We start from the raw sequence: 22,635 nt of genomic DNA on the forward strand, positions 1-22,635 counted from the left end.
TCAGAGCTCCCGGATGCGGATGCGCCGGTACCATACCGGCTCGTGTACGTTATGGTTTTGCAGCGCTATTTTTCCCTTGGCGCGGGGCGTGGCGTAGGGCCATTCCGCAAACTTACTCTGGGCCACCTGGGCCTGCCAGGCGTCGTTTCCGTAGGTATAGTCTACCACTTTTTTGCCGTTGAGGTAGTGCTGCACCTGGTTGTTTTGCACCACGATCCGGCCTTTGTTCCAGGTACCGGCGGGCTTGGCGGCCGTAGCATCCGTGGGCGGGTGCAGGTCGTAGTTGGCCCCCGTTAGCTGGGTAGGTTTCAGTTTCAGCGGCTGCCCGTTGGCATCTACCTGCCGGGGGTTTCCCTGGGCGTCGCGCCAGGCGTAGCCCGTGTCGTCGATGATCTGGTACTCGGGGGCGGAAAAAACGGTGCGCTTGATCTCGGGCTGTTCCAGTACTTTGTACAGCACGCCGCTGTTGCTACCGGTCGGGATCTTAAATTCAAACTCCAGCTCAAAGTTTTCAAACTCCCGATCCGTAACCAGATCACCGCCCGTACCGTCGGGCGTAAGGGTACCTTCTTCTACCCGCCAGCCCGTGGCCGTGGGCTGGTTGTAGCTGTGCCAGCCCTGGGTCGTTTTGCCGTCGAAGAGCGTGATCCATTTGCCGGGGCCCGTCCCGGAGGGTGCTACCATCGCCAGCGCCGGTACCAGCAGTGTGCTCATCAACCCCAGACGCATTTTCTTGCTTCGCATGTTTATGTACTTTTTTGGGTAAGTAAATTTTGGTAAATTTCTATTCAAAAATGTTTGTAAAGTACCTCCTGGCTTTCGAAACTTCAAGCAAACGTTCTTGTTTCAGCGAAGCTACAAAGACTACTTCTGATCATAAAGTACCTACAAATAAAACGACCAAAAAAGTACCCCGGTAGCGCCAGGGTACTTTCTGTTTATCCACCTTAACTATGTATTGTTGAACGAGCGATGCTTGCTAACTGTCGGAATGTTGCGGGGCCCAGTAGGTGCAGTAGGCCGTGGTGTACACGGGGCCTTTGAAGAGCTGGCAAGTACCACAGGCCTTGCCGTTTTGGGGCGGCAGCCACAGTTGGCAATTGCCGCAGCGCGAGTCGGCAATGGGCGAGGATTCGACGTACCCCAGTTGCTTACGGGCGGCCAGGTCTTTTTCGGTAAGGCCCGAGAAATCTTCGCACGGGTCCAGGGGTACTTGGGAGGTGGCTTCCTGCGAGGCTTCTTTCTTCTGGCAGCTACTGGCCAGCAGAGCGGCGGCCGTCAGGGAGGTACTTGCTCCCAGCGAACGGATCAAAAAAAGACGTCTTGAAAAAATGGTATTCTTCGACATATTAAATCAGTAAAGGTACTTACTCCCAGGACTGAACGATCTCCCGGATGGCTTCTTGCACGGGCGGACTGGCGTGGGCCTGTAGCGCCAGGAGCGAGCGCTTCAGCCGAGGGTCAGGCGGGGTTTTGGAGTCGGATTTTTTCTGGTAGTTGCCCAGGCCTTGCAAAGCCGCCAGCTGCCAGGAATTCTGCCCGTCGGAAGCGGGCAGCAAGGCCATCAGGCGGGCCAGCTCGCCTTCGCGATTCCGGGAGCTGACGACGTAGGCCAAGTCCTCCACGAATTTTTTCCGGCCCGGTACTTCTTCTTGAAAGAAAGTACCCCGCTCCACGAGCCGCTGCAGCATTTCCGGCGACGAGCCCGCTTCCGAGCTCAGCAGCGCCATCCGAAACCAGGGATCATCGCCCCGCTTTTCCGCGATGGCGGCCAGGGCAGGAAGTACCTGCCGGGCCGGAAACTCGCCCAGGCTCAAAGCCGCCTGCAAAACTACCCGCGCGGAAGGGTCGTCGGCTTTTTTCAGCAAGGCGGGCAGGCAGTCGGGAAAGCGTTCGGCCAGGATAATCGCGTGCTCCCGCAGGCCGGGATGCGGATCGTCGAGGGCTTGCTTCACCAGCTCCGCCGACAAAGTACCCAGGCCTTCCAGCGTGTAGAGTGCGTGCAGCCTTACGCGGGGATCAGCGTGGGTACGGAATAGCTCCGCCACGGCAGGTACCACGGAGCGGTCCCGCCGCTCCAGCAACAGACGCTGGGCCTGCAGCCGCCACCACTGGCTCGGGTGTGCCAGCAGCGCTATGTAGTCAGCAGGTACTTGTTTGGATAAGTCCGCCGTTAGTTTGTCCTGGGCTTTAGGATTCTTAGGCTTGATGCGGTAAATACGCCCGTGCTGCTTGCCGTAATCAAAATCCATGTCCTCTTTCAGATCATCGGGAATGGAGACCGGCGTCTCGATGTGCTGCAGGTACATATCGAGTACGTACAAGTACCCGTCGGGACCCACGCTGAAATTCACGGGCCGAAACCAGGGATCGTTCGAGGCCATGAATTCCCGGTTCTGGTCGGAAGCGGCGCGTTGGCTGTGGTAGTACACGCTGTCGTCGGCCAGGCTCAGCACGGCCCGGTGCACCAGACTACCGGCCACGTCGCCGACGAAGATATTGCCGTAAAAACCCTCCGGAAAGGTGTGCCCGCCGTAATGGGTACCTCCCGACGCCCCGGTGAAATGGCCGTCGGCGTACTCTTTCCGGTCCAGGCCCTGCTCGGCGTACTGCTCCTGCCGGCGGCGGGTACGTTCGGCCCGCCAGTAGGGCGGCGGGGTACGCTGGTACATAATACCCGCCGGATCGCCGATGTTCTTCACGCCTTTGGTAGAAGGCAGGTGGTTGTGCCGGTGCAGGTAGCGCCACGGAATCACGGCCTGCTGCAGGTACAGGGTGTTTTGGGTCACGAAGCGGTGGTTCCAGTCGTTGAGCGCTTGCCCAAACTGCGCCGGGCCCGTTTCTACCTCAAACTGGTCGCGGTCGAGCCGGAAGCGAAAATCACCGCCTTTGACCGACAGCGCCGGGGTACCTGGCTGACGCCGGTAGGTAATCTCCCCGGCCTGCCCGTGGTTGGACGCGTAGATCCAGTTGTCGATGCCGTAGCGCAGGTTAGTAATCTGGACCTCGGAGTTGTCTTTGAAAAAACCCGTGAAAAGTACCTCCTTGACGTCGGCCCGGAAATCGCCGGTAGTATCTTTCATGAAGAAGATATCCGGTGCCGCCGTAACCAGCAACCCGCCCTGGTAGGGCAAAATGCTCGTACCTTCCGAAAGGCTATCCGCAAAGATCGTGGACTGGTCGATGCGCCCGTCGCCGTCGGTATCGATCAGTCGCCGGATGCGCCCGGTTCCCTGGCCTTCGGCTGGCTTGTAGGGGTAGTCGGGCATTTCGATCACGAAGATATTCCCCTCCGCGTCGAAAACCATCTCCACGGGGTTCGTGACCAGGGGCTCCGCAGCAAAAAGCTCCACCGTAAAATCGGGGTCCAAATCAAAGCTTTCCAACGCTTCTTCGGGCGTCAGGGGGCCGTGGTACCGCTTCTCGGAGCAGGACGAAGCCAGTAGGGTACTTAGTACAAAAAGCGAAACAACGAGGCGATGCATAAATACAACAAGGGCTAAAATGGGTATAGGTACTTGGGGTTAGGGCTGCGCAAAAGGGTTGGGGATTTTTACCAAATCCTGAATCTCCTTGCCGTCGTGATCGAACCGGGCCAGGGTATAAACCGCCCCATCGGCTCCCACCGTCACGGAGTTGACGTAGGTAGGCCGGGAGCCATCGGGGTAGAAGATGGGGCCGTGGTCCTGGTAGGTACCTGACGGAATATGGTAGGTGACCAAATGCAGGTTTTCCAGCCCTTTGGCGGCGCCTTTGGCAATTTCCTCGGCTCCCTTTACACGCTTTCCGTCAATGTAGATGGGCCCGCCGGTGAGGTAGTAGATGGTCTGGCCGTCGGGCCCCGGCTGGAAGCCCAGGTACCCGTAGCTGAACTGATCAAACATGCCGCTCTTTTGGGAAGGCTCCGAAGCAAGGCGCTCCACGATTTCGATTTTGCGGGCACGCGGGTCGAAACGGAACAGGTACCCCGAGTTGCCATGTACCCCGTAGGCTACCTGCTCGGGCGCATACCAGAATATCTTGCGCCAGTTGTAGCCCATGCTGCCGGGCCGCGTGGGGTCGTACTTGCCGAAGTAGTCGAGCCGTAGGTCCAGTTCGGGTACTTTTTCCAGGCTCGGGCTACCCGGACCGTACGAAAGAATATCCCCCTCGCCCGTCGACAGGTACACCAGGCCGTCGCGGGGGTCCACAAATAGAGAGCGGCAAATGACGCGGTAATCCTCCCCTACTTCGCCGGCCTCGCCGCGGCCGCAGGTCAGGCCCAGGTTTTTCAGCTCACCCGTAGCCAGATTATAGTCCAGAAAGTACCCTAGCGGCCAGGTGAGGGCGTAAATATGCTCCCGTTCCCGATCAAGGGTCATGGTCAGGAGCCCCTCCCCTTCCGGCACCAGGGCCAGGTCGTCAAACTCGCCCGTGGCGAGGTCGTACGAAACAATATGCCCGCCAGGGTACAGCTGGTAGCCGTCGGGGGCGTTTTCGGGCAGGCGCTCCATGCCGTCGATCATCTGGTAGTAGCCCACGTGCGTGCCAAAGTACAGCTTGCCGTTGTGCTCATAAAACCGAACGTGGCTTTTGCCCTGCGGGATGGCTTTCAGGTCTTTTTCGCCGCAAATTTCCGTCAGGTCGGCCAGGAAGGTGGTTTGGTCCGTCAGCGGATCGTACACGTGCATTTGCCCGCCGATCTGGTGCGACTCCGAGCACAGTACGTAGTAGATTTTCCCATCACTGGCGGCCGTGATGGCGTTGTAGGTGTCGTGGGCTAATGCAAAACCCGAATAGTAAGGCGTAGCAACCAAGGCTTGTTTGGCAGGTACTTCCTGCGTATCTACTTCGTATGGTTGGGATTGTATCATCTTTTAAAAACAGGTTGGGTACTTTAAACAAAATGGGGTAATCAGAGCCGGAATAACTTTTTCGCGTTCTCGTACAGAATTTTTCTTTCAATGGCCTTCGTGGGCGCGAGTCTACGAATCGCCGCGATGGTTTGGGCTCCCTGGCAGTTGGGTCCGTGCCCGAACGCATCCAGGCAATCACTCCCGTACAGGAGCTTGTCCTGGTGGCGCTCCAGGAAGCCCCGCGCGTGCTCCTCATCGCGCAGCAGGGCGTTCAGGCCCGACCCGGCCGACATATCACCGTACAGGTTGGGGTACTTGCTGAGCAGGCGGTCGGTCAGGCCCCCGGCCGTTACCTTGGCTTTGGGATACAGTACGTTTTGGTCCTGATGGTTTTTGTCAATGTTGGCCCACCAGGTTTGGGCGTGCCCGATAAAATTCACCTGGGGGTACTTTTCCAGCATGGTATGAAAGCGGTAGAAATCGTAGTTGTACATGGTGTACTGCCAGTGCATCAGCACGGGTACCCGGTAGGTTTGGGCTAGCTCGTAGATCCGCTGCATTTCGGGCGCATCGCACTCGAGGCCAAACTTGGACTCACCGATAATGGGCGCTCCCAGCTTGAGGTACTTTTCAATTTCCTGCACGGCCTCCGGCAAATCAGGTACTTCGTTTGCGCCAAAGGTGAACTGCCCGGGGTACTTTTGGGCCAGGCCGTAGCAGGCTTCGTTGCCACTGCACTTGGCCTGTAAGCCGTTGGAAATTCCTTTGTGCGTAGAAAAACCAAAGGCGGGAGTACCAGCGGGCAGCAAAAAGGTAGTGGTGACGCCCATGGCCTGCTGGTGCGCGATCAGCTGCTCGTGGGTCCGGCCCATGTAGTCGGTATGCTGGTGAATGTCGATGATGGGTTCAGCCTGAGTTCCTTCCCGCTTTTCAAAGGGTAGTTTGAAGGTAGCTCCGGCCAGCATTAGACTGGTGCTGGCTAAAAAGCCCCGGCGCGTGAGGAAGGACGACGATTTCTCTGTATTCATGGTGTAATCGGGTGGGTTAATGGGTAGGTACTCCGGCCTTTTGCGCTACTTTCACAATTTCAGCTAAAATGGTTGCCTCGATGGACGCCTGCCAGGGCGCGGGTAGTCCGTACACCATCTGGGACGTAGCCCCTTCGTAGCCTCCTTCCTGCAACACGGTGGCCGAAGGAATGTACCCCATCACGTCGTTGGAGTAGGCCATCACAAAGGTACCTGGACCCAACAGTTGCTTGATCTTGATCGCGTACTCCACCACCACTTCGCCCCCCAGGCTCACCAGGGGTTGGTCGCCCAGCCGCCATACCTGGATCGGGTAAGGGTAGTTTGTTTGGAAAGTCTCTCCTTTTTTGAGGTTCGTCCGCATCCGGTTGGCCCAGCGCTTGTAGTACTCCACCGAGGTGGAGCTAGCCAGCTGGGTCAGTTCTTCCTCGGTGGGAGCCTTAGCCAGCGCCAGGTCTACCTCCGAATACGCCATCGCCAACGTGGGCGCTAGCGGCCGCATGGGGTCTTCCAGCACGCGCTCCACGGCGGCGGCCAGTTCGCGGCCGTACTGCCGCGCCAGGGGCACGGTGTGGCGGGGCAATGGATTCTGGTCTCCGGCGGCTCCCTGAAAAAACATCGCCAAGGTACCCGGATGCGCCTTTTCAAGCTCCAGCTGGGCAAAACCCACGTAGTCGCCCGACCACTGGTAGAGGTCCAGCACCACGGGGTGGCAGGCGTAGCCAAAGGCCACGGCCTTCAGCTCGCCTTTGGCACCAAGTACCTTCAATACCGGCACGGCGTAGTCGTTGGGGCCTCGTAGCTCCGGCACCCGCGCCAGGGTAGCGGCATTGTTGTTGCGCCGGTTTACCTGAAACCGCGTCACGCCGCTTTCGGCGTGGAGGGTTACGGGCTCCAGGGTACGCAGCGCCTGCCCTACCAGCGCCACAAGCTGGTCTTCCAGCAGGCGGGAGTAGCGGCTGATGCGGCGGCGCTGCTCGTCGTCCAGCGGGTAGATGTCCGAGAGGGCATTTTCCAGCACGGGTCCCGAGTGCGTATGCGATGAGTTCAGAATCACCTGTGCCTTCGTCAACGCAAAACGCGCCTGCAACCGCGCCCGGATCGTGTCCGAGACGCCCTTGGGAAAGCCCAGCAGGTCGGTCGTGACTAGCACGGCCCGCTGGCCGGTGGCATCTTCCAGCACCAGTACCTTGGCCCACAGGTCGTGAAGTACCCCCTCCGAGGGGCGGCTACGCACGGCAAAGCCCGCCATCCAAAGGGATTCTTTGGGCGTAATGACGGCCCGCGCTACGCCCGCCTTCCAACCCCCAGGTACCTGAGCCTCGGCCGGACAGGTACCTACAAGTACCCAAAGCAGCGCCAAACTGAGCGCTAAAAACGTAGCTCGTTTTCTCATTTCTGGCTGGTACTTTTAAGCTGCTCCGCGTTTTTGTGTATTTTCACTATAGCCGAAGCGATGGCTTCCATGTCCGAGCGGCTACCCAGCAGCATGTTTTGCGTAAACCACACGGCTTCGCGGCACAGCTGGTTGTTTTGGGGGCAGTGGTTGCGCTCGTTGTACTTTTTTATATCCAATAACTCTTTGGGATAAACCGCCTGATAGGCCTTGGTCGCGAAGGTATCTTGCAGGAAAGGCTGGGTGTTCAGCACGGTGTAGCCGCTGGAGCAAGGTACCCCTTCGGCGCGCAGCGCTTTCAGAAACCCATCGCGTGACAACCCCTTGAAACCATCCGCCTTGTACCGAAACGGAAAGAGGTGGAACGCCCCCCGGGTGACGTTGTCGTAGAGCCGGTACGGCACTATACCCGGAATATCCTTGATCATGGACTTGAGGTATTCCGCGTTTTCGTGGCGGGTGGTCGTCTGGGCGTCCAGGCGTTTGAGCTGCGCCAGGCCGATGGCCGCCTGGTACTCCGTGAAGCGCAGCTTGGTGCCCTGCATCACACTCCCGGCTCCTACCGCACCCACGGCGGTACCGTAGGGGTTGCCAAAGTTGGTATAGGAAAAGCAGCGGTCCATGAAAGCGTCGTCGTTGCTCACCACCGCGCCACCTTCGCCGATGGCCAGGTTCTTGGAATTCTGAAAACTAAAGCAGCCCGCGTGGCCAAGGCTGCCTACTTTCTGCTTTTTGTATTCGGCCAAATGCGCCTGGCAGGCGTCTTCGATCACCACCAGGTTGTGTTTTTTGGCAATGGCCAGGATCGGGTCCATGTCGCAGGGGAGCCCCAGGATGTGTACCGGCACAATGGCTTTGGTGCGGGAGGTAATTTTGGCTTCGATCTTTTTGGGGTCCATCTGAAAAGTCTCCGGATCGACGTCCACAAACACCGGCAACGCGCCGTTGGAAAGTACCGCCGTGACGGTAGCAATAAACGTGTAGGGCGGCACCAGTACCTCGTCGCCCGCCTGAATGTGGAGCTGAGATAGGGCGGTCACCAGGGCATTGGTGCCGTTCACTACCGCCAGGCAGCGCTGGGTACCTACGGCACTGGCCCATTCCTTTTCAAACTCCGTCACGACGTTGGCGCGCGACCACACCCCACTCCGAACGACCTCCAGCAGGCGTTTTTCGTCCGTTTCGGGGTTCCACTGCGGCCATTTCGGCCACTGTAGTTCGCTCCAGGCCGACGGCCCACCCAGCAACGCGGGCTGCGGGGTCGTTTCCAGCGCTTTGGCCAGTACCGGAGCGGACAAGCCCGAGGCCACGACGGTTCCCAGACCCGCCAGGGCATTTCGTTTGATAAACTCCCGACGGGAGACGTGATTCTTCAGGGTACTTTTCATGCGGCAAAAAGGATCATGGGTTTTATTCGGTAATGGTAATGTCTACGTGTTTCACCACTTCTTTTCGTTGGTCAATGTTGGCATTCTGGGCCACGAAGGTGGCTTTATAGGTACCGGGTCGGGTGTAGGTATAGGTGTAGCTTTCCAGCCGCGCGCCGGTATTGCCCTTGATGCCCACGGGGCGGTCGGGGCCCAGGGTTACGTTCTCCCAGGGGAGGGGCGCACTGATGGCCCAGATCTCCGAGGCCGGGTCGCTGCCCGTGCTGTTTTCGTTAGCCAGAAAGGTCACGCGGGCCGTGGTGGCCGACGAGCGCGCCGCCGAAGTACCTACCAGCCGCAGCCCCGCCGTGAACATATCGGCCGCCGTCACAGTACCGATGGCCGTGGTACTTTGCAGCGTCAGGCCCTGAATCATCCAGGTGCGGGCGGCCCCGTGGTCGGCCTGCGGTTTGGTAGTATACTTAAAAGCTACGTAAAGGGGCTTCCCAGGTACCATCAAATCCGAAATGCTTTTGGCCGTGGAGCTGGTAAACGAAGCCGAGGTACCCAGGGTGAATCGCGACGTGATGTCGGTCCAGCTGGCGGCTTGAACGCTGGCCGGATCGGCGTAGTTTCCGTTGAAATCCGACGAAGCCAGTACAGACAGCTGATTGGCCTGGGTACCTCCGGTGACCGCCGACGTAAACGTCAGGGTACCTCCCGTGGCTTTCTCGGTCCGGCCTTCCTTCTTTTCGTATTGTTTCAGCGGCTCTCCCGAATAGAACGAGATCAGCCCGGCATCACCCGCAAACTGAAACGTGACCGGCCGCCCGGCTTGTAAGGTACCGGTAACCGCAGGTACCTCGAAGTCCGGCGTGCCGCCGTTTACGTCTAATTCATTTTGGCAGGAGGCCAACCCCAAAGCGGCCCCTACTAGGCAACAGAGTATGCGTTTCATATCTAAAATTCGTTTAAATCTGATTTATACTTAGTTCCAGCCTTCATTTTGCGTCATGGCCCGGTTGAGGGTTAGCTCGCGGGTGGGAATGGGCCAGATGACATGGCGCTCCGTCACGTCCCGAAACCGCTGCAGGTAGCTGGGATTTCCCACATCCTGCGCAATCCTATCGGCCACTTCGTGCAGCGCCTGCACAAAAATGCCCCAGCGGATCAAGTCGTGTCGGCGCAGCCCTTCGGTATTGAGCTCCCGCAGGCGTTCCTCCTGCAAAAACCACAGAAAACTACCCTTGGAAGCCGTAGCCGAAGCGGGTACGTCGGCGTCGGTGGGAGTATACACAGTAGCGGTAGCCGTGGCTCCACTGCCACCCCCACCACTCAGGGTAATCGTGGGCGCGGAAGTATAACTACCCGTTTTGGCCCCAATGACGGCATCCGGCGCAAACACCAGGCCCGTCACGCGGCCGCCCTCTACCGTAGCCGTGGCCACGGCTCCGCCCGTGCCGCTAAAGGTCACCGTCGGGGCCGAAGTATAGCCGCTCCCGCCGTTGGTGATGGTCACCTCCTTGATGCCCTTCGACCACGCCCGGCGCCGCACCAGATTCACGGCCTCTACGGCTTCGGCGGTAGGCCCGTTGAGGTGATTCACCGCCTCGGCGTACATCAGGAGTACGTCGGCAAAGCGCAGGATCGGCCAGTTCTGAGGGCTGGTATTGGCATTCTGGGGCAAAAGCGTTTCGTACTCGCGGCGGTACTTGCCGGTATTGATCAGGTACACCCCCGCGCGGGTGGGGGGATCCACGAAGGTTTTGGCTCCGCGCTCACCGGTGGTATTATATCTAAAATTAGGAATACTCCAAGGCTTGCGCAGGTCACCATTTTCGAAGGCGTCGTACAGCTTGCCGGTTACGTTCAGGTAGGCCACCGAGGTACCCGTATTGGGGTTGGAAGAGGCCGGGGCGTTGATCCGGGCGTTGTTGCCGGACATGGAATAGGCGTCGGCGCCGTTACCCCAAAACTCCGCTTCCCAGATACTCTCCCTGATGTCGTACTCATCGCGGGCAATTTTGATGAAAATATCGGCATAGCTGGGGTTGAGCTGGTGACCCGCCGTGGCGTCATCGATCACCATTTTGGCCCATTTTCGCGCGTCTTCGTACTTGCTTTCGTCCCGCACCGGCTGGCCTGCCATGTGCAGGCACACCCGCGCCAGTAGGCCCCGCACCGCCGACTTACTCACCCGACTGCCATGCCCGTAGGTACTGATGGGCGCCACCAGCGCCTCGGCCTGCTCCATGTCCCGGAGCACTGCGTCGTACACTTCCTTAGCCGAAGACCGGGCTACGTCTACCGCCTCCACCGAGGCCGTAGGCTCCAGCAGGAGCGGTACTCCTCCAAAGCTTTGCACTAGCAAGAAGTGGTAATACCCCCGCAAGAAAAGCGCTTGCCCGCGCACCCGGTCCCTGATTTCCTGCCGGATGGACGCGTTGTTGTCGATGTTCTTCAGCAACAAATTGGCGCGCGCAATGCCGCTGTAGCAGCCGTTCCAGTAGCCTTCGATGGTACTGTTGGTGGCGGTGTAGTCGTAGGTGAAGGGGTAGTTGATCAGCGTTGCGCGGTTGATGTACGACTCGTCGCCTTCGAAGCCGTTGAGGTACACGATCCCGCCCCGATAAAGATTATTGTGGCTCAGGATGTTGTAAACACCCGCCAGGGCGGCTTCCAGCTCCGCTTCGGTGTTATAGTAGTTGGCCGGAGCCAGGAAGTCCGTCGGGGTTGTTTCCAGAAAATCCTCACAGGAACTCAGGGTGAAGAGTACGGTCAGTATCAAGAGTATCTTTTTCATTGTTGTTGCTCGGTGAATGGTTGTCTTCCTAAAAAGTGGCGTTGAGGCCAAACAGCACGGTACGCGCCTGCGGGTAGGCCGAGAAATCGAAGCCCGGCGTTAGCACCGAGTTGCGGGCCGATACCTCGGGGTCCATGCCGGAGTACCTGGTCCAGGTCAGCAGGTTTTGGGCAGACATCGTCAGGCTGAGATTGGCAATCGAAAGCTTACTCACGATCCGCTGCGGAATGCTGTAGCTCAGCGCCAGGGTTTTGAGCCGCAGGTACGACCCGTCCTCAAGTACCCGCGACGAATGGTACCCGATGGGGCCCTGTCCGCCCGCCCGGTAGTTGGCGTTGGTTTGGTTTTCGGGCGACCAGCGGTTCACGTAGCTGGCAAACTGGTTCATCTCGTGGCGGCCGTTGCTGTTGCCTTCGAAGGTCAGGCGGTTGGCGTTGTAGATCTGGTTGCCGTAGGACCACTGAAAGAAAGCATCCAGGCTAAATCCTTTGTAGGTAAAACTGTTGGAAAAACCACCCGTATGAATAGGCTGTCCGCGGCCAATCACAATCATGTCCAGGCTGTTCACAACGCCGTCGCCGTTGGTATCCTGGTACTTGATGTCGCCGGGCTGGATGGCCGTCCGGGCGTTGCCGTTGGTGGGTAGCTCGTTGCGAAGTACGTACACGCCGGGGGCCGGATTGAGGAAATCCTCGTACTGGTACACGCCGTCAAACACGTAGCCGTAAAACATCCCGGCGGGCTGGCCGATGGCGGAGACATACAGCGGCGCAGAAAATTGGGATTCAAACGAAACGGAATTTTGCAGGAGCTGCTGGCCCTCGGTCAGCTCCAGGATCTGGTTTTTGTTGAAGCTGATGTTGAAATTGCTCCGCCAGCTAAAATCCTTTTTGGCCATATTGACCGTGAACAGACTCAGCTCAATTCCCTCGTTTTTTAGTTTACCAATGTTTTTAAAAGCCGACGAAAAACCCGAGCTCGTGGGTAGGTCGGCCCGCAGCAGCAAGTCGTTGGTTATTTTTTGGTACAAATCCACCGTCAGCTCCACGCGGTTCCGGAACAGCCCCAGGTCGTAGCCCAGGTCCATCTGAGCCGTTTTCTCCCAGCGCAGGTTTTGGTTGGCCATGTTGGCGGGGTTGATGGCCGAGGTAGGTGTGCCGTTGTTATAGGAATAGCCGTTGATGGTTTGGCTGAGCCGCTCCGTCCAGTCGAAGTCACCCACGCGGTTGTTGCCCGTTACGCCGTAGCTGAAGCGCAGTTTGGAGTTGGATATAAGGGTACTTGATTTCAGGAAATCCTCGTTGGACATGTTCCAGGCCACGGCTGCCGACGGAAAGTACCCCCAGCGGTTCTGGGGCGCAAACTTGGAGGAGCCGTCGCCGCGGAAGGTCACCGTGAGCAGGTACTTGGACTGGTGGTTAAAATTGGCCCGACCGAAAAACGATGCCAGCGTGTTGGCACTTGAGTAGGCTGTGCCCGAGTAAGGTACCCCTTCGTCCAGGCCGTTCATGATGAGCCCCTCGTTGGGTAGGTTCTGCGCGGCAAAGCCATAGCCTTCGGTTTTGGTACTTTGCAACGAAAAGCCGCCTACTACGTTTAAGGTGTTTTGCGCGTTGAGCTCCTTGTGGTAGGTCAGGGTATTTTCGCTGGACCACACGTTGATCTCGCCGTAGCTCACCGAGCCATTGACGCCGCGCACGTTGTTGGGGTTGAGGGGGCTGCCCTGGGGCGTGTTGCTGTTGTAGTAGCGGTCGGCGCGGTTGATGCGGCTATTGGTAATACCGGTGAGCCGGAGCGTGAGGGCATCGGTGATGGCATAGCTCAGGTACCCGTTGGCCGAAAAATCCGTCGACACGTCTTTGGTATAATCATTCTGGACGGTTACCAGGGGGTTCAGGCGCACGTCGGAGGCGGTGATGTTGGCCGGGTCGGCGATTTCATCCACCAGATCAAACTCACTGCCCGACAAAGGCCGGTACGCCCACACCCGAAACCACAGGTAGGTGGAGATGGAGGAAGAGCCCGGATTGGACGCCACGGGCTGGCCGAAAGTATTGAGCTTGCTGTAATTGACGGTCACGCCCGTTTTTACTTTATCGTTGATGGTCTGGTCCAGCGTGAAGCGGCCCTGGTACCGGCCGTAGTTGGTATTGATCACCACGCCCTGCTGGTCCACCACCGAGCCCGAAAGCGAGTACTGCGTTTTGTCAGTACCGCCCCGGATGGCCAGGTTGTTGATGGTCATGCCGCCGCGCCGAAGTACCTGGTCCTGCCAGTCTACGGCGGGCTCGTTGCGGTACGTCTCCAGGGTGCGCCCTTCGGTAAAGTACCTTTCGGCGGTGATCTCGGGACGGCGCTCGTACTGGTACTTGATGAATTCGTAGGGATTCATCATGTCAATGGTTTTACGTACCTCCTGAAATCCGTAGGAGGTATTCAGCGTCACGACGGGCCGCCCGCTCTTGCCACGCTTGGTCTCGATCACGATCACGCCGTTGGCCGCCCGGGAGCCGTAAATGGCCGTGGCGGAGGCATCCTTCAGGATGTTCATGGATTCAATTTCTTCCGGATTGATGGCCGCCGCATTGGGGTTCTCGACCGGGAAGCCGTCGATGACGTACAGGGGCGAATTATTCTGCGTGAGCGAGTTAGCGCCCCGAATGATGATGTTGGGGGCCGAGCCCGGCTGGCCGTCGTTGGCCGATACCTGCACGCCCGCTACGCGCCCGGCCAGGGCGTCAGAGAAGGAAGTGACAGGCGCTTTCACGAGCTCATCTACCCTCACCTGCCCCACCGAGCCGGTCAGGTCGGTTTTCCGTACCGACCCGTACCCAACTACCACCACTTCGTTGAGGTTGGCGTCGCCGGGCTTCAGGCTCACCTGCAGGGTACTTCGGTTCCCCACGGCTTCCTCGTAGGTTTCGTAGCCTACGAAGGAAAACACCAGAATATCCTCGGGCCGGGCGGAAAGCCTGAACGCGCCGTCCTTGTCGGTGGAGGTACCCGTCAATGTACCCTTAATCAGGATGTTGGTGCCGGGAATGGCCTCTTTACTTTGAGCGTCCAGAACGCTCCCCGTTATTTCTCGTGCTTCCTGGGCGAAGGCCGTGCTGCACCTCAGGAACATTAGCGTTGCCAGCAAAAGGGCAAAGAATCTTGGACATCGGGAGTTTTGCATAGAAGTAGTCGATAGTAGTACTAGGTTAATTGGTCAAGTAATTGGTATAAAAACGTAACGTGTACGTACACGTTACGAACGCAAATAAAAGGTGGCGCTAACCGGCGGTTTTTGCTTTTCCCAGCACACTTTCGATACTCACGGTCTTTCCTCCTCGGCGCTTGCTTTCGTCGGCCGCTTCCATGAAAGCAAAAATTTCCAGCGTTTCCGTCGCCGCGACCGGCGACACGCCCGTTTCAAAGTACCCAATGATTTCCCTGAGCAACGGCTCGTAGCCGCCGTACGGCCCCAGCACCACCGCGCCCCCTTCGGTGTAGACGGTACCTCCGTAGCCATTTTTGCCCGTGCGGGTACCTCGGAAAGTACCCACCCGGCCGTCGGCCCAGGTACCTACCACCACGTCCGTGCCTTCCGTATGTACCCGCACTACCTCCCGGCAGCCGGTACCCATCGCCGCAAAAAGCATTTCAACGCCGTGTACGCCGTACCAAAACAAATCCGGGTGCGTTTTTTCGAGCGTAGCCGGACTGAACGTATCGGCTCCCACTACCTCTTTTTTATTCACCTGGTCCAGGCCCTGGATGTACCGCAGCGACGAGGCCGAGAAGACGGGGATTTTGTGCTGGGCCGCCAGGTTAAAGAGGGCCATGGCGTCGGCCAGGGAGGCGGCGATAGGTTTGTCGATAAAGACGCGCTTGCCGGCTTGGAGTACCTGCCGGGCCTGCTCCAGGTGCCGCCGCCCGTCGTTGGTTTCGAGCAGTACGACGTCCACTTTTGTCAAAAGTACCTCGATCGACTCCACAATTTCGACGTTCCGCTTTTTCACTTCTTCCACGTAGCCGGGGATGCGCTTTACGCTCGTCTCGATGTCGTGGCTGCCGTGCGGGTAGGCCGCTACTACCCGGTAGCCCCGGTACTCCGGCTTGGCGTCAGCCGCGTTAAGTACCTTGGTAAAAGCCACGCTATGCGAGGTATCAAGGCCAATGATACCAATGCGCTTACCCTGCTCCGCCCCGGCCAGCGAAGAGATGGAATAGGTACCCAATGCCAGGGTACCCAGGGCGGTACGTTGCAGGAAGGCTCGGCGGTCAAGGGAGGTACTTTTCATGGACAAACTACCTAGTTGAAGTTAGGAGATAAACGCGCATTGAGTTTAACGTTAACGTACACGTAAAAGTAAACGACATTTATTAAAGGCACAACTATTCGGCAAATAATTTCCATAAAATTTTAGGTAATCAGCAAAACGCCGTTATTTATTTAGGGTAATAGCCTTTCGGCAAAATTAATCACAACTTCGCCCTGGCAGCCTTCTGTTTCGCCGCGGGGGGGGACTTGGCGGCCAAAAAAAACGAAAAGAGGTGTACGGTTTAACCGACCAGGGTACCTTTACAAAAAAGGGAAAACAGCCTGCGTGCTTACCTTCAACGACCTTCTCACGGCTATTTTATCCATAAAAAAAGCAACGGCCCTGAATGCTCCTAGCCGTTGCTTTGCTGTCGGTGTTTTTTTACTCCTTCCTATCTCGGGTAGGAATTCCGGTGGTTGGCCATCTTCATCGTTTGGCGATGATGGCAAAGCGCTCCCCGGCGCTATCCTCGCCCGTCACCGTGATAGCATCGCCTTTTATCTTGGCAAACTGCTCGCCTTCGTAAGCCAAAAAGACCTCGCTTCCGTTTTCGGTCAAGATTACTCCCTCTACGTCGTACGCCATGAAGTCGTCATTCGTGGATTTCTGCCGGATGTCGAGCTGGATGTCGACGGTCGTTTCCGTTTTTCGGGTGATCCGGACACTGCCCTTCAGATCGGTATCTTTGGCCGGGATGGTGCGGCCGTCGTAGAAGAGCTCCGAGAAAACGTAGGTACTGGCTACCCGGGTAGCCAGGTCGGGGGCGGGGTCTTTTTCTTTCTTGCAAGAGCTCAGCAGCGCGGTGGCGGCCCACAGCAGTAGCAGGGTAAAGCGTACATTTTTCATGGCTTAGTAAAATAGTTTGGGTGAAAATAAAAAGGTACTTAGCGCCGGGCAGCTGGGCCGTCTGGCTGACACAAAAGTACCCTCCACCCCAGGGACATCCAAGTACCCTCCGTACCAACCCCCCGAGAAGCCCGGCGAATTGGTACTTTGACCGCCTGAATTGCGCTAAGTAGTGGGCAACTAATTAACAGTTGACTTGATTTACTCTCGCTTTTTAGAAAAGACATAGCTCAGGACCACTGCTCTCAAAAAGCCATATAATTTTATTAAAATCCAGAGTCCAATCACAAGGGTGGCAAGTTTGCAGGCAACAGGTTGCGAAAACCAATACAAAATGCCGAAGACAAGGCCAAAAGCCAGTAATTTCAGCCCGATAAAGCGCCAGTTTGACGGGCTTTTTTCGCTTCTAAAGGCCCTGTAGGCTTGTTCAAAGGAGGGTTGTTCGGTTGTATCCATTGACCTATAGACGCGCGGTATTTCTTCGGTAATGGTACTGCCTTTTTTAAGTTCATTTCGCAAAGCTACCGCCTTACGCATGGCGTTGGCGTATGCTTGCCCAACCTGCAAAAACTTGTGGCTCTTGATATGGATTTCATCAAACCATTCATTGGGTTTGGTTAGCCCCTGGCTGTCGATATGATAGACGTATTTATACGATGCGGCCGTTTCTATAACCATGTGCTTGAACAGGTACAGCATCGCTTTAATAGAACTGTGCATCTTTTCGGGTTCATAAAACTCCGCATTGCGCATGGCGGTTTCAATCCATTTGCCACTTTGAAGTATTTCATTAAGTGGCCGTTGGTACCAGTATGCTAGTTCGAAAGGCCTTTTAATCAGTATTTGCGGAATGGCATAGTCGTAGCTCTGCGTAAAAATGGGCATTATTTCATATTTAGCACGAAGGCACGCAAAGAGGTAATCGTACTGCCACTGCATGATATTGAGAAAGCCAAAAAATTCTTTGGTCAGGTGTTTGACGCCCGCCCTGATGGCATCGGCTTCTGCTTGCCTGCCTTCTTTCTCAAGATCTATTAAGCCTTGTTTGAAACGCTCAGGAATAGTTTGGGTATAGATGTAGTTGGGGCAGTTCTGCACATTTGTTTCAGTGATACCCTGTACAATGCCCCGGCACATAATTCCAATTTTTTTGTCGCCCAGCAGGTCGTTCCCACCCGCGCTGACCAAAAAGACATCGGGTTTAATAACCGACAGCATATCAATATACTCGCCCTGAAAGAGCATATTATCGAGCCAATCGGCAGCAGAGGCTAGGCTGTAAACGGCGATGTCTTCATTACGATTGATATGGTCAACGATGTCTTGCAAAAAGGGGTGTTCAAACCATGAGTCCCCTTCCGCGACGACCACAATATTGCTTTTCTCTTTCCTAAAATCCTTTTGCATTCTATCCCAAAATAGATCCTGTCGTTTGGCCCGGCTAATTTTGTTGAAAAAGCCTAATCCGCCATCAGCAGCTGTTGAGCGAAAAATACCTCTCTCCGATAAATCTAAAATCTGAATGGCCGTTTCCCGAATGATTGTATCAGGCAGAAGCTTTTGTCGAAGGGCTTTGGTCAGCACTTTTGCGTCCTTCAATTCAAATTCTAATGGTCGGTGTTTGAGTTTTTTAATAAGACCTTTAAGGTATATTTTCATCAAGAAAAGATTAAGTAATACAAAAACTATGATCTTATTTGGACGCGTAGCGGTCGAACATTTCCGGTCCGCCGGGTCAGTAGAAAGAAAAATAGGCTTATGGATGGATCATCCCACTAGCTATTGCTCCGTAAATTAGCCTATAAAGTCAGTCCGGTAGTTGACAAAACTCCTTCATTTTATTGAAGAGAAAGCTAGTAGGATACTTTACGCTCCTATTCACTCATTAATAAGTACCTAAAAGCACAAGGCGGGATTAATGCGGGAATCTTGGCTATAAATATAGCGCACCTATGGCACTTATTCAATACATTATCAATAGCCTAGTCTCGTTGTCCGAGTTAAATATTATTCTACTTCCACATATCATAGAATCAAATCGTCCGGCTACTGTTCTCTAGAGAATACTTTCTTTAAGAAAGAAGACCTTACTACGTTACACTAACCCCTTCCATTAGAGCATTCGTTCTCGCCGAAAACTAGTCATAACGCTTCTTTTGAATAGCTGCTTAGCAGCGAACTAGAAATCAAACCAACAGCCAGAAACCTCTTGATGCCAGGACAAAGTAGACACCAACAAACTGATTATCATCCATTTACAAATCATGCCAATAAAGGTTTACTTGGTGAGTGAATGAGTCTGTAACTATTTTTCTTAAAGCTGTGATCCTTGTTCCCTGTACACTCACGGCGGAAAAGCTTCAAGAGCTAAATCCCTCACCAAAAAGCTTGAGCCGAATCAGTGCCGTAGGCACGCGATGTTTATAGCTAAAAGCCCCCCCAAATCCGTCGGCGTGCCGTTAGGTACGCAAGCCCAACGCTGGTTGCGTACCTGACGGCACGCGGGTTCCCTCCCTACGTCTTCTTTTCTATAAACATCCGACCGCTACGCGGCCACAAAAGTTAGTGGTATGTGAGTTCGTTTGTAAACCCTTCTGAAGCGTAAAGTAGACTCCTTGAATCAAAAGAAGGGAAACCCTACAAGGTACTTTATAAACTAATTCACCTAGCAATAATTGGTACTTTGACCGCCTGAATTGCGCCAAGTACCTTCGTACGTAGAATAACCGCCAGAAACCAAATTTTTACCCACACGAAAGGCCCCTGTACCCACGCCTTCCTCCTCTTCCCAGCCTCGGCAGCAGGGCCGGCCGGGTACCTAAACCGATGAAGTACCTGGCCGCGCGGCGAGGCAGGAAGCAAAAGCATGGCCTGAAACGTAAAAAGTAAAGTCGTATGGATGTTTTGTTGGTTTTTGACGTACCGGCCCTTATATTTGGTATCGTTTTTTTGGAAACGAATGCGCCCCCTCAAGAAAGTACTCTTTATTTTTCGTTAGATCCTTATTCCTAAACCCTTGCACTACGAAACGTTACCGTAGCTGCAATTGACCATCACCGTGCCTGTCTATGAAGGTATCTACTTCTGCGCCTTTTCGAATTATTTATTCCTTATTGGAACACGAATTTCTGGGCTACCTCTTTGAATCCTTTGTAGTACAACTCGACAGCCGGGGTGACCTTACCTTGCAGATCCAAAATATTTCGTATAAAAATGTCAATGAGTTTGCGGCGGGCCTCGACGAGGCTGACTTCGAGCTCGTACGGCTCATCGACGAAATCCAGCAGGACGTCATCCTGCGCAAATTCAATACCCGTAAGCTGTCTCCCGTTGATTTCTTTTTTAAAGTGTATGACGCGCAAAAGGGCGACAAAGTACTTCAGGAAGCCATCGCGGGGTACCTGGAAGGAATCAAAGCGCAAATTCTGGACAACCTGAAAGGCAAGGAAATCTTCGTGATGGGCAACGACGGCAACCCTACCTGGAAGCAGATCTACTGGCAGCCCGAAAAGGCCCAAGTACGGTTTCACTTGGTTCGGAACGAAGAAAATACCCACTACTACCCGACGCTCAAGCACGCCGGACAAAAGCTTGACTTTCAGTATAACGACGGCATCATCATTTGTGACGAACCCGCCTGGCTGGTCGTGAAGGATCAGCTGTACCACTTTGAAGGTAAAGTTGACGGCAAAAAACTCCGCCCCTTTCTCAACAAGCGCTTCATCGTGATTCCGCGGAAGGTGGAGGATCAGTATTACCGTAAATTCGTGCTGCCGCTCATTGCCTCCTACGACGTGAAGGGACGGGGCATCGAAATCCGAAACGAATCGCAACTACCCAGGCCTATTCTAACCCTGACCGAACTCAACTCCAAAGTTTCCTCGGCGCCGGTTTTGTTTGGCCTGGACGAAGATGCCCCCCCCGAAGAAAGCGAGCAGGACGAAGAAAGCGACCTGGCGATTGACCTGTCGTTTCAGTACGGTTCGTTTTCGTTTCACTTCGACAGCTTCGCCCACGACTCCAACGTGAGCCTCGAGAAACGCGACGAAGATTATATTTTTCATAAAATCCGGCGGGACCTGCGGGCCGAACGCCAGCGGATCAACCAGCTGAAAGAATGGGAGCTCGACCTGCGCAAAGGCCGGGTGGTAATGCCCCGCAACCGGGCCTTTGGCTGGATCCAGCGCATGGCTCCTCAACTGGCCGAGCACGGCATCCAGGTGCAGCAGAACGCCAGCGATGCCAAGCGCTACTTTTTGGGGTACTCGTCCCTGGACGTGTCCATTACCGAAGGCCACGATTGGTTCGACATCCAGGCGCGGGTGCGGTTTGGTGAGTACGAGATCCCCTTCATTAAGCTGCGGCAGTACATTTTGCACCAAAAACGGGAATTCCTCCTGCCGAACGGCGAGGTGGCGGTAATCCCCGAGTGGTGGTTTACGAAGTACTCCGAGCTGTTTGCCTTTGCCGAGCATGACCCCCAGCTCGATAGCCTGCGGCTCTGCAAACACCACCTCATGCTGGTGCAGGAGCTCCAAAAAGAAAGCCTCGCGGCCACGGTCATGAGCCGACGGCTCGAAAACTTGCGGGATTTTCAGCGCATCGAGGAGTACGCGCCCCCGGAGCGGTTTCAGGGCCTGCTGCGCCCCTACCAAAAGGCGGGCTACGACTGGCTGCGCTTCCTGAATCAGTACCGCTTCGGCGGCTGCCTGGCCGACGACATGGGGCTGGGAAAAACCGTGCAAACGCTGGCTTTCCTGCAGTCGCAGAAGGAAGCCGGAAGTACCCAGCCGTCGCTGCTGGTGATGCCCACCTCCCTGCTTTACAACTGGGCGCTGGAAGCGCAGCGCTTCACCCCCGAGCTACGGATATGCATGTATACGGGTACCTACCGCGATAAAAATACGGAGCAATTTGAAAACTACGACCTCATCCTGACTTCCTACGGGATTGTGAGGCTGGATATTGACTTACTGAAAACCTACCGCTTTCACTACGTGATTCTGGACGAGTCGCAGGCCATCAAGAATCCTTCTTCCAACATCACTAAGGCCGTAAAACAGCTCAACTCCGCCCACCGGCTCATCCTGACGGGTACACCGCTGGAAAACAGCACCCTGGACCTGTGGTCGCAGATGACTTTCATCAATCCCGGCCTACTGGGCAGCCAGAAGTTTTTCCGGGACCAGTACCAGGTACCCATCGAGAAGCGCAACGACGAGGAGCGGATGCAGCGGCTCTACAACCTCATTAAGCCCTTTATTTTGCGGCGGCACAAGTCGCAGGTCGCCACCGACCTGCCCGCGAAGATCGAGAGCATTCATTACTCCGAAATGAGCCCGGAACAGGAAAAGCAGTACGAAGAGGCGAAGTCGTACTACCGAAACCTCATTCTGAAGAGCATCGACGAGGAAGGCATGGCGCGCTCGCAGATGGTGGTGCTTCAGGGCCTGACCAAGCTGCGGCAGCTGGCCAATCACCCCCGCATGGTCGATCCGGGCTACGAGGGCGATTCGGGTAAGTTTGAGGATGTACTTCGAAAGCTCGAAACCGCCGTGGGTGAAAACCACAAGATCCTGATTTTTAGCCAGTACATTCGTCACCTCGACTTGTTCCGAAAGTACCTCGACCAGCAGCAGGTACCTTACGCCTACCTCGACGGCTCTACTAAAGACCGGCAGGCGCAGGTAGAGTACTTCCAGAACGACGAGTCCCTTAAGCTCTTCCTGATTTCGCTCAAAGCCGGGGGCCTGGGCCTCAATCTCACGGCCGCCGACTACGTCTTTATCCTGGACCCCTGGTGGAACCCCGCCATCGAAGCCCAGGCCATCGACCGCGCCCACCGGATCGGTCAGGACAAGACGGTTTTTACCTATAAATTCATTACCAAAAATTCGGTAGAAGAAAAAATACTGGCCCTGCAACGTACCAAACGCCAGCTCGCCGACGACCTGATCTCCAACGAGGACGGCTTCATAAAAGCGCTCTCGCGCGAGGACGTCTTGGCCCTGCTGGAATAAACGGAGGCAAAGTGGACCCGAGAAAGGTACTTT

14 protein-coding genes are annotated in these 22,635 nt (G+C 55.8%); 1 reads left to right on the forward strand and 13 read right to left on the reverse strand.

All coding sequences use genetic code 11. The features are described 5' to 3' along the window. From HNQ92_RS11750 to HNQ92_RS11810, 13 genes are all read right to left on the reverse strand, one after another. A complete protein-coding gene (locus HNQ92_RS11750; RefSeq protein WP_425504284.1) occupies positions 1 to 744 on the reverse strand; it encodes a 3-keto-disaccharide hydrolase in 744 nt (247 codons plus the stop codon). A 235-nt stretch (positions 745 to 979) separates the two neighbouring features. Then, the gene (locus HNQ92_RS11755) at positions 980 to 1,348 is read right to left on the reverse strand and encodes a high-potential iron-sulfur protein (protein ID WP_184174212.1); all 369 of its coding nucleotides are present in this window, start codon (positions 1,346 to 1,348) and stop codon (positions 980 to 982) included. A 19-nt stretch (positions 1,349 to 1,367) separates the two neighbouring features. Then, the gene (locus tag HNQ92_RS11760) at positions 1,368 to 3,485 is read right to left on the reverse strand and encodes a PVC-type heme-binding CxxCH protein (RefSeq protein ID WP_184174213.1); all 2,118 of its coding nucleotides are present in this window, start codon (positions 3,483 to 3,485) and stop codon (positions 1,368 to 1,370) included. A 39-nt stretch (positions 3,486 to 3,524) separates the two neighbouring features. After that, a complete protein-coding gene (locus HNQ92_RS11765) occupies positions 3,525 to 4,853 on the reverse strand; it encodes a Kelch repeat-containing protein (RefSeq protein WP_184174214.1) in 1,329 nt (442 codons plus the stop codon). Positions 4,854 to 4,894: 41 nt separating this feature from the next. Further along, complete coding sequence (locus HNQ92_RS11770; RefSeq protein ID WP_184174215.1) at positions 4,895 to 5,863, reverse strand: amidohydrolase family protein; 969 nt, start codon at positions 5,861 to 5,863, stop codon at positions 4,895 to 4,897. A 16-nt stretch (positions 5,864 to 5,879) separates the two neighbouring features. Then, complete coding sequence (locus HNQ92_RS11775) at positions 5,880 to 7,259, reverse strand: neutral/alkaline non-lysosomal ceramidase N-terminal domain-containing protein (RefSeq protein ID WP_184174216.1); 1,380 nt, start codon at positions 7,257 to 7,259, stop codon at positions 5,880 to 5,882. Continuing rightward, positions 7,256 to 8,647 carry a DegT/DnrJ/EryC1/StrS family aminotransferase gene (locus HNQ92_RS11780; protein WP_184174217.1) on the reverse strand — a complete coding sequence of 464 codons (1,392 nt, stop codon included), beginning with the start codon at positions 8,645 to 8,647 and terminating at the stop codon, positions 7,256 to 7,258. Before HNQ92_RS11780 ends, HNQ92_RS11775 begins: the two co-directional genes overlap by 4 nt. 22 nt (positions 8,648 to 8,669) lie before the next feature. Further along, a complete protein-coding gene (locus HNQ92_RS11785; protein WP_184174218.1) occupies positions 8,670 to 9,584 on the reverse strand; it encodes a DUF5017 domain-containing protein in 915 nt (304 codons plus the stop codon). A gap of 30 nt (positions 9,585 to 9,614) precedes the next feature. Beyond that, entirely contained in the window at positions 9,615 to 11,429 is a 1,815-nt protein-coding gene (locus HNQ92_RS11790; protein ID WP_184174219.1) for a RagB/SusD family nutrient uptake outer membrane protein, read from the reverse strand. Between the two features lie 28 nt (positions 11,430 to 11,457). After that, positions 11,458 to 14,571 carry a SusC/RagA family TonB-linked outer membrane protein gene (locus HNQ92_RS11795; protein WP_221307434.1) on the reverse strand — a complete coding sequence of 1,038 codons (3,114 nt, stop codon included), beginning with the start codon at positions 14,569 to 14,571 and terminating at the stop codon, positions 11,458 to 11,460. A 133-nt stretch (positions 14,572 to 14,704) separates the two neighbouring features. Continuing rightward, the gene (locus tag HNQ92_RS11800; protein ID WP_184174221.1) at positions 14,705 to 15,715 is read right to left on the reverse strand and encodes a Gfo/Idh/MocA family protein; all 1,011 of its coding nucleotides are present in this window, start codon (positions 15,713 to 15,715) and stop codon (positions 14,705 to 14,707) included. A gap of 447 nt (positions 15,716 to 16,162) precedes the next feature. After that, complete coding sequence (locus HNQ92_RS11805; RefSeq protein ID WP_184174222.1) at positions 16,163 to 16,582, reverse strand: hypothetical protein; 420 nt, start codon at positions 16,580 to 16,582, stop codon at positions 16,163 to 16,165. Positions 16,583 to 16,783: 201 nt separating this feature from the next. After that, positions 16,784 to 18,241 (reverse strand): SGNH/GDSL hydrolase family protein, encoded by a 1,458-nt coding sequence (locus HNQ92_RS11810; RefSeq protein WP_184174223.1) that lies wholly within the window; start codon positions 18,239 to 18,241, stop codon positions 16,784 to 16,786. Positions 18,242 to 19,650: 1,409 nt separating this feature from the next. On the opposite strand from HNQ92_RS11810, the gene HNQ92_RS11815 reads away from it, so the two are divergent. Next, a complete protein-coding gene (locus HNQ92_RS11815) occupies positions 19,651 to 22,602 on the forward strand; it encodes a DEAD/DEAH box helicase (protein WP_184174224.1) in 2,952 nt (983 codons plus the stop codon). Positions 22,603 to 22,635: the final 33 nt, after the last annotated feature.

The sequence above is a fragment of the Rhabdobacter roseus genome, assembly GCF_014202275.1.
GTDB classification, from domain to species: Bacteria; Bacteroidota; Bacteroidia; order Cytophagales; family Spirosomataceae; genus Rhabdobacter; species Rhabdobacter roseus.